This window comes from Cohnella sp. OV330, from assembly GCF_900112065.1.
In the GTDB taxonomy this organism is placed as follows: domain Bacteria; phylum Bacillota; class Bacilli; order Paenibacillales; family Paenibacillaceae; genus Cohnella.
This window is the reverse complement of record NZ_FOKE01000019.1, coordinates 70,405-78,083: the sequence shown is the minus strand read 5'-3', so window position 1 is coordinate 78,083 and position 7,679 is coordinate 70,405. Positions and strand designations below refer to the sequence as shown.

The 7,679-nt window shown below is 57.8% G+C and carries 9 protein-coding genes and 1 pseudogene; 5 read left to right on the top strand and 5 right to left on the bottom strand.

Annotated elements, in window-relative coordinates; translation table 11 throughout:
- Positions 1-215 (top strand): annotated as a pseudogene (locus tag BM235_RS32400) (IS110 family transposase); the annotation flags it as partial.
- A gap of 280 nt (positions 216-495) precedes the next feature.
- Here the strand turns inward: BM235_RS32400 and BM235_RS30510 are convergent.
- The 3 genes from BM235_RS30510 to BM235_RS30500 form a co-directional block, all read right to left on the bottom strand.
- A complete protein-coding gene (locus BM235_RS30510) occupies positions 496-1,398 on the bottom strand; it encodes an IS3 family transposase (RefSeq protein ID WP_255374674.1) in 903 nt (300 codons plus the stop codon).
- A gap of 13 nt (positions 1,399-1,411) precedes the next feature.
- Positions 1,412-1,750, bottom strand: a complete 339-nt coding sequence (locus tag BM235_RS30505; protein WP_158543875.1) for a transposase — start codon at positions 1,748-1,750, stop codon at positions 1,412-1,414.
- 272 nt (positions 1,751-2,022) lie between these two features.
- Entirely contained in the window at positions 2,023-2,565 is a 543-nt protein-coding gene (locus BM235_RS30500) for a shikimate kinase (protein WP_090118036.1), read from the bottom strand.
- A 167-nt stretch (positions 2,566-2,732) separates the two neighbouring features.
- On the opposite strand from BM235_RS30500, the gene BM235_RS30495 reads away from it, so the two are divergent.
- A complete protein-coding gene (locus BM235_RS30495) occupies positions 2,733-3,617 on the top strand; it encodes an ATP-binding cassette domain-containing protein (RefSeq protein WP_090118035.1) in 885 nt (294 codons plus the stop codon).
- The gene (locus BM235_RS30490) at positions 3,614-4,402 is read left to right on the top strand and encodes an ABC transporter permease (RefSeq protein ID WP_090118034.1); all 789 of its coding nucleotides are present in this window, start codon (positions 3,614-3,616) and stop codon (positions 4,400-4,402) included. The genes BM235_RS30495 and BM235_RS30490 overlap by 4 nt, the downstream gene beginning before the upstream one ends.
- Positions 4,403-4,486: 84 nt before the next feature.
- On the opposite strand, the gene BM235_RS30485 is transcribed toward BM235_RS30490, so the two are convergent.
- Positions 4,487-5,269: a TetR/AcrR family transcriptional regulator gene (locus BM235_RS30485; RefSeq protein WP_090118033.1), complete on the bottom strand. Its 783-nt coding sequence runs from the start codon at positions 5,267-5,269 to the stop codon at positions 4,487-4,489.
- A 237-nt stretch (positions 5,270-5,506) separates the two neighbouring features.
- On the opposite strand from BM235_RS30485, the gene BM235_RS30480 reads away from it, so the two are divergent.
- Both BM235_RS30480 and BM235_RS30475 read left to right on the top strand, forming a co-directional pair.
- Positions 5,507-5,944, top strand: a complete 438-nt coding sequence (locus tag BM235_RS30480) for a hypothetical protein (protein WP_255374673.1) — start codon at positions 5,507-5,509, stop codon at positions 5,942-5,944.
- The gene (locus tag BM235_RS30475; RefSeq protein WP_090118032.1) at positions 5,941-7,011 is read left to right on the top strand and encodes a phosphodiester glycosidase family protein; all 1,071 of its coding nucleotides are present in this window, start codon (positions 5,941-5,943) and stop codon (positions 7,009-7,011) included. The genes BM235_RS30480 and BM235_RS30475 overlap by 4 nt, the downstream gene beginning before the upstream one ends.
- 56 nt (positions 7,012-7,067) lie before the next feature.
- On the opposite strand, the gene BM235_RS30470 is transcribed toward BM235_RS30475, so the two are convergent.
- Positions 7,068-7,655 (bottom strand): NAD(P)H-dependent oxidoreductase, encoded by a 588-nt coding sequence (locus tag BM235_RS30470; protein ID WP_090118031.1) that lies wholly within the window; start codon positions 7,653-7,655, stop codon positions 7,068-7,070.
- Positions 7,656-7,679 lie beyond the last annotated feature (24 nt).

Here is a 7,679-nt window from a genome sequence, read left to right as displayed (position 1 = left end):
GTATTTCGAAAAGGGGTTCCAAACGCTTACGCAGAGCGCTGTATGTCGCTGTGCAGTGCGGGCTTAGAAAGGGTGTAAACGAACGGCTAAAAGCCTATTACGACAAGAAAAGGAAAGAGGGCAAGCCCTACAAGGTAGTCGTGATCGCTTGCGCCAACAAGCTTTTGCATCACGTCCATGCCATCCTCGTAAAAGGCGAGCCCTACAAAGCCTAAATTCCATATTCACCCAGAAGCATCCGCGCCAACGGAGGCTTCTTTGTGTTAGTTCAAAAACAGTATAGCAATAACGATGCCGCAATCCAACCACATAGGGTTGACAAACATTAGCTGGTTTTTGCGATCTATCGCGCAAAAGTGCACGGTAGCCCGTCTCTTTAAGCATGAACACGCGTGTTTCGGGTAAAAATCCTGCACTTTCGGCTAGGCCCCCTAAAACTGGAGTCATCCCCCACAGTGATTCCATTTTCGCAGCATAGCTCGTTATTTCGAGGGATTACACTGCCCTGTAGAAATCTGAAGCATCTTCCAGCGTCCTGACCCACGCCGAAAATATCGTTGGCGGCATGTGCTTTAAGCTGCCGTGCATCTTGCGGTTGTTGTAAAAGTCCATGAAACGGTCGAGCGCATCGTAAGCTTCCTCGAGCGTCGTGAACTCGTGAATGCGAAACAGCTTAAGCTCGAGTATGCTATGAAACGACTCAATGTAAGCATTCATATTCGGGGTTCGTGGCGGGATCCGTTCGTGGACCATCTCCCAGCTCTCGCACATGTCCCCGAACAGCTTGCTGACGAACTGCGGGCCGTTGTCCGTACGGATGACGGGCATCGCTTCGCCTGGCTGAATGCGGTGCTGCAGGGCGATTCCCAGCGTCTGTACGGCGTGTTTGGCCTCGCAAACAGGGCCTCGGTACTGCCCGACGATGACGCGGTCGAATACGTCGATGATGCTGAGTACGAAAAAGAAGCGTCTTTGCCCGGGCGCATAGCCGTATTTAATATCCATCTGCCAGAGTTGATTCGATGCGGTGATGGTGCGATTTCTCGGCAATCGCCGCGGATGCGTCTGCAGGCGCTTCCGCGCGTTTTGAAGAATGCCAAGCTCCTTGCACAGTCGATGAGCCTTTTTCTTATTCAGTATCACGCCATGCTGGTTGCGAATACAGCGCGCGAGCAGCTTATAGCCGTAGACGTGCTCTTCGCCCTCGAGCAGCGTGAGCAACCATTCCTGGATTTGCTCGTCGCAGACTTTCTGGCCTGATTCGTTGTAGGAGTATCCGGGCACAGGGCGTCCCCTGCGGACCGTGTTGCGCGGTTCCGTAGCCGGCTGAGAAGCGCGTTTGCGCCGCTCATAATAGGTAGACTCATTCAGTCCGAGAATACGCAGAACCCGTGCAATAGGCTCCCCCCGCTTAATAAATGGTTCCGCTACTTCGAATTTCTCGGATAAGCGGGGGTTGTTTTTTTAACAGTTCACGGAGAATTTCAATTTCAAGTTCTTTTTCTCCAAGCGACTTCACCGCTCTGTCATATCGCTGCTCGACTTCCTGCAACCGACGGATCTCTTGAAGGTGCTCGTCTGCTGCGGGAATGTCCTCAGGCGGAATGAAATCGCGATGCTCTCTTATCCATGTACGAATGGTTTCGGGGTGAATGTCGTACATGCGAGCAAGCACCCCAACCTTAACGCCAGCTAGTGCTTCCTTTACAATTTTAAGCCGTATTTCTTCGTTCCACTTCTTACCGCCCATCCCGATCATCTCCCTTATCCCCAGTTTAATTGATTGGGGGGTAGGACTCCAATTTGATTAGGGGGCCTTGGAGCTTTTGCGCGATAGGCGGAACGACGAACGGGTGCGGCTCTCGATCCTGTACTTTTGCGAGATAGCCCTGATATGCCTTCTTTGCTGTTGATCGATTGATGATTTACGCCGTGCTGTATTAGTAAATCCTGCATTGCTCCGTGATGATAGGTCAAAAAAGCGCTGCCCGGGCGCGAAATGCCCGAGCAGCGCTTTTTCGTTCATTGCCGTTCCGCCAGCCAACCGACGATCTCCTGCGCGGCCGCCTCCGGCGTCTGGCTGCCGGCGTCCACCTTGAAGTGATGCCGCTCGTAGATCGCCTGGCGCGACGCATAAAGCGCTCGAATCTCCTCGTCCGTCTTGTTCTGCAGAATCGGTCGGCTGTCGCGGATAAGCGGCAGTCTCGTCTTCCATTGCTCCCAAGGAATATCCATTAAAAAGACGGCCGCGTTCGCCATGCACAAATCGCGGATCTCTTCCTGGAGGAAGGCCCCGCCTCCGAGCGACAGAACCGCGTCCCGCTTCTGAAGGCACAGATCGCGAATATACTCTTTTTCCATCCGGCGAAACGCTTCTTCGCCAAGCGTCCTGAAAATCTCGGTAACCGGCATCCCGCGATCCGTCGATATGAGCTCGTCCACATCGATGAACTCGCGGGACAGCTTGGCCGCGAGGACTTTGCCGATCGTCGTCTTGCCCGCGCCCATGAACCCGATCAGCACGATATTGCGTTCGTGGTAAGGCACGAATCCGTCCGCTTGCATGAAGATGATCACTCTTTTCCGTTATCGTTTATCTTCCAATTATAGCGATATGCCGGCAGCCCGCCAATGAAAATCAGGAATATCCAAAAACAGTGTTGCATATATACTGTTTATATAATACACTGTTTATATAATAAACAGTTAAAGAAGCGAGAGGAGCTTTCCTTATGAAATTCGCGATCGAAGTCAAGGACTTGCGCAAAAGCTTCGGCGAACAAAAGGTGCTAAACGGCGTCGACATCGTCGTTCCCGAAGGCCAGATCTACGCGCTGCTCGGCCCGAACGGCGCAGGCAAGACGACGCTCATCAACATCCTGACGACGCTCGTCGCGGCGGACGGCGGCAGCGCCCGGATCGCGGGCTACGACGTCGCCGCCGAGAGCGGCAAGGTCAAGCAATCGATCAGCCTGACGGGACAGTTCGCCGCCGTCGACGAGATGCTGACGGCCGAAGAGAATTTGCAAATGATGTGCAGGCTCTCGGGCATGAAGAGCGCCGAAGCCAAGCGGCGGACGGCCGAGCTTCTGCAGCAGTTCGATCTGACCGCGGCGGCTCGCAAACGGGTCAAGACGTACTCGGGCGGAATGCGCAGACGGGTTGACCTGGCGATCAGCCTCGTGGCGAGCCGTCCGGTGCTGTTCCTCGACGAGCCGACGACCGGACTCGATACGGTGAGCCGGCGCGCGCTGTGGGACATCATCGAGCGGCTGAAGGCGTCGGGCATGACGATTTTCCTGACGACGCAATATCTGGAGGAGGCGGACCAACTGGCGGACCGGATCGGCGTAATTAACGGCGGACGCCTCGTCGCCGAGGGCACGGCCGCGGAATTGAAAGCCCGCATCGGCGGCGAAGTCATCGAGCTGACCAACGAGCGGGAGCAGTGGAGCCGCACGGTAGCAACGACCGGTTCGGCGCAGGATATCGGACGAATCCTGAACGGTCTCGCCGCCTCGCTGCCGCCGGACACCCAGGTGACCATTCGCAGGCCGAGCATGGACGATGTCTTTATCGCGCTCACCCATCAACCTTCGGAGGTGTCCGTATCGTGAACAAATCTCTCTCCCCGCTTGCTCCGCCTTCTTATGCCGCGACCAATGCCGTCTTTATCCGCCGCAGCCTGACTCTCAGCCTTCGCAATACCGAGTCGCTCATGATGTCCATCATTTTGCCGGTCATGCTCATGCTGCTGTTCACGTACGTATTCGGCGGCGCCATCGCGCCGGGAGGCGACTACGCCAACTACGTCGTGCCGGGCATCATCCTGCTGTGCGCGGGTTACGGCGCAGCGACGACGGCGGTCGACGTGTCCACGGACATGACGAACGGCATCATCGACCGCTTCCGCACGATGCCGATCCGCAGCTTGTCGGTCGTCACGGGCCATGTCGCCGCGAGCCTCGCGCGCAATCTGGTCGCGACAGGCGTCGTCATCGGCGTGGCGCTGCTCGTCGGCTTCCGGCCGAACGGTTCCTTCCTCGAATGGATCGCCGCGCTTGGCGTCATCGTCCTGTTTATTCTCACGCTAACTTGGCTCTACGCCGCGATCGGCCTTGTCGCCGGCAGTCCTTCGGCAGCGAGCGGTTACGGCTTCATCCTGCTGTTCCTGCCCTACCTCTCCAGCGCATTCGTGCCGATCGACACGATGCCGCATTGGCTCCGCGGCGTCGCGAGCCATCAGCCGATCACGCCTCTAATCGAGACGATTCGCGGGCTGCTCCTCGGCACGCCGATCGGAGACCATGCCTGGATCGGCGCCGCATGGTGCGCGGGGCTCATCCTGATCGCGCTCGTCTGGTGCGGCATCGCCTTCAAGAAGCGCGCCGGACGGAGATAAGCGGTCTTATCTGAACGAAAAAGAGCATGACCAGGGTCTAAACGACCCTGGTCATGCTCTCTTTCGTTAGGCGACGTCTCTTCGCTACGCTCTCGCCCGGGACACGTGCAGCTCGATGCCGTCAAGGATGCGCTCCAGCCCGAAGTCGAAGTCGTTCTGGGCCTCGTCCTTGTTGCCGTCGTCCTCGGTATAGACGCCCGCCGCTACGATGGGATATAAGGCGGGATACGCCTCGGGCGTGACCAACTGCCTCAGCGCCTCGCCGTACATGAGACCGGAAAAGCTGTCCGGGTTCGCGCCCGCCTCGATCGCCCGGTCCATATCCCGCATGATGACGCCGTAAAATCGGGAATAACCGCTCATCAGCAGCACCGTGGACATTTTTTCGTACTCGCTAAGCGGCAGATTCTGCAGAATGCGCAGCGGCCAATCCACCATCTTCAAGTTGTTCGGCGTGATCGGCACGCCCATGATCGGAATGTCCGTGAACCACGGATGCGCGCGCATGATCCGAATGCAGATCTCCACGTATTCTCTAAGCTGATCCCGCCACCCCTTCCCTTCGCTCTCCTCCGGGACCTGTATATCGCAGACGGCTTCGGTCATGAGCATCAGCAGGTCGTCTTTGCTCTTGATATACCGGTACAACGACATCGTCGTAAAACCTAGCGAGCTCGCCACCCGGTTCATCGACACCGCCGGCAGCCCTTCCCGATCCGCGATGCCGACTGCGGTCTCCACGATCTTGCCGACGCTAAGCTCTCCCTTGGGGCCTCTCGTCGACGGCTTCACCAGTCCCCAGGCAAGCTGCGCGCCGTGCGGCAAGCTGTTCAAGCTGTCCTCGTCCATCGTATCGTCGCCGCTCATCGCGCATGCCTCTTTTCCGAAAAAATAATTGTATATGGTGTATACAGTATAGCACAGACCGAGAGGCGGCGCACGTAAGGCCAGATAGGCGAGTCAGGTTTGAGGCGAATCTGTATGACGTTTCTTATTTATCCATACGAAGGTAAAAAAGCAGTATAGTTTGCCCAATTTTTTTAGGATTATGCTACAATGGACATTCAATATCGGTATGGCCGAATTACGAGGTGACAAACTGCAATGATGAATTCTTCCCCTCTGACGGACACGAGAGCGCAGATCGGCAGCACGGAAAGACCCCCGAGGAGAGCGGCGAGAAGATCCGTCGTGCCGTTCATATTTTTATGGCTTTTGCTGATCGGCGCCGGCGTCGCCGGCACGATCTGGTACACGGGACAGCAGCGGGAGCAGGTATCCGCGCAGCTCCAGCAGCAGACCGCGAGCCAGATCGCGGCGATGCAGCAGGATTACCGCGCCAGATTGGACAAGCTCGAGAGCGACTATGCCGCCCAGATGGCGCAGCTCTCTTCGAAGGTCGACGCGCTGAACGAGCTGCTCACCTTCACGCAGGACAACGCCAGCGACAAGACCGACAACAGCAACAAGCTGTATACGCAGATCAGCGAATTGAAAAAGCAGCTGGACCAGCTGAAAAAAGAACTGGACGTGCTCAAATGAGAACGGGCGTCCAGCAATTGAACCGAACCGTGCTGCTCGCTTGCGCGCCGTTTCTCGGCATGTTGATCTGGCTCATCGCGGCGGGCGTCAAGCCGGAGGCGCCTGACATCGGCCCGCCCGTGCAGACGCCAGGTCCTTCGCTCGCCGGCTACGCGGAGCCGCAGATCGAATCGCTCGTCCGGGCCGGCGCCATCGCCAAGGATATATCGGCCTCCGTCAAACGCGTATCCGAGCTGTACACGAAGACGAATATGAGCATGAGCGCGATGATGTCCACCGTCAAGGCGCAGGTCGGGCGGCCCGCGGCGATCTACGACAGGCGTATCTCCATTAAGCTTGGCTACCCGCGCGACTCCGTGCAATCGGACAAATTGACGGCTCAGCTCTACACGATCCGCGCGCAGTACTTCAGCGGATACGCGCTCAAGGTCAAGCTCAAGAGCGACAAGGCGATGTCGATGGCGCTGGCCGGCGGCAAGCCGGGCAGCTCGGAGACGACGCTCGCGGCCGTCAAGCGGACCGGGGCGATCGCGGGCGTCAATGCCGGCGGCTTCGCGGACCAGGGAGGCAAGCGTTATCCCCTCAGCACGACCGTCGTCGGCGGCGAGTACGTCACCGGCTTCGAGCCGAGCTTCAACGATCTGTTTTTCGTCGGCTTGAACGAGGACCTGAAGCTCATCGGCGGCAAATACAGCAACAAATCGCAGCTGGACAAGGAAAAGCCGAAGTTCGGCGCCTCCTTCGTGCCCGTGCTTCGCAAAAACGGCGTCAATCTGCCTATCCCCGCCAAGTGGCGGACGAGCCCGCTTCGCGCGCCGCGTACGGTCATCGCGAATTACAAGGACAATCAGGTCCTGATGATCGTCATAGACGGACGCGGCGAAGACGGCAGCTCGGGCGCCACGCTCGAAGAGCTCCAGATCCTGCTTTCCCGCTTCGGGACGATCGACGGTTACAACCTGGACGGCGGCGGCTCTTCTACCCTCGTATTCAAGGGCCGGGTCGTCAACAGTCCGTCCGACGGGCAGCTTCGGCGCCTGGCGACGAATTTCCTTTTCTTCAAATAAAAGAGGCCGCCGCGGGCCTCTTTTTTGCGTCATCCGTTTTGCGCGGTCAGCCTCTGTCAGGCGGTCATCGTCCTGAAGTAGCGGTAAACCTTCTCCAGCTTCTCCTTCTGCTTGCCCCGCGGGCTTTCCATGCTGCCGAACTCGAAAAACTTCACCTTGCCGAAGCCGACGTACCGCAGCAGCGCCTTGCGCATGAGCGTCTTGTGCGCGTTGTACAGCCAGAGCGGCATATACGCGGCAGGCCCCTTCATCGTCGACACGCATACGGCGGTCTTGCCCTTCAGTAAGCCTTCCGGCAGCATTTTGCCATTGTCCCGATAGGCGAACCCCGAAGCGAACATCCGGTCGATAAAGCCGAGCAGCATCGCGGGCGGCCTCCCCCACCAGATCGGATAGACGAAGACGAGCTTGTCGGCCCGCTTGATCTGCGCCCGGTATCGCTTGAGCTCGGGGTCGGCGTGCATGTCCCTTCTCCTCTTTTCCTCGTTGAATACGAGCACCGGGTCGAAGCCCTCCGCATACAAATCGAGCACCTCGATCTCCTCGATCGCGGCATTCTCTCCGCTCCCGCGTACGATCTCCTGTAAAAACGCGTAATTCAAGCTTCGATGATTCGGATGGGCGTAGATGACGAGCAGCTTCATGGCCGCGCCTCCTAAATAATTATC

Excerpts from the sequence above, each read along its gene's own strand:
- BM235_RS30505 (WP_158543875.1), bottom strand. The coding sequence starts at position 1,750 with ATGGGCGGTAAGAAGTGGAACGAAGAAATACGGCTTAAAATTGTAAAG.
- BM235_RS30500 (WP_090118036.1), bottom strand. The coding sequence starts at position 2,565 with ATGCAAGCGGACGGATTCGTGCCTTACCACGAACGCAATATCGTGCTG.
- BM235_RS30495 (WP_090118035.1), top strand. The coding sequence starts at position 2,733 with ATGAAATTCGCGATCGAAGTCAAGGACTTGCGCAAAAGCTTCGGCGAA.
- BM235_RS30485 (WP_090118033.1), bottom strand. The coding sequence starts at position 5,269 with ATGAGCGGCGACGATACGATGGACGAGGACAGCTTGAACAGCTTGCCG.
- BM235_RS30480 (WP_255374673.1), top strand. The coding sequence starts at position 5,507 with ATGATGAATTCTTCCCCTCTGACGGACACGAGAGCGCAGATCGGCAGC.
- BM235_RS30475 (WP_090118032.1), top strand. The coding sequence starts at position 5,941 with ATGAGAACGGGCGTCCAGCAATTGAACCGAACCGTGCTGCTCGCTTGC.
- BM235_RS30470 (WP_090118031.1), bottom strand. The coding sequence starts at position 7,655 with ATGAAGCTGCTCGTCATCTACGCCCATCCGAATCATCGAAGCTTGAAT.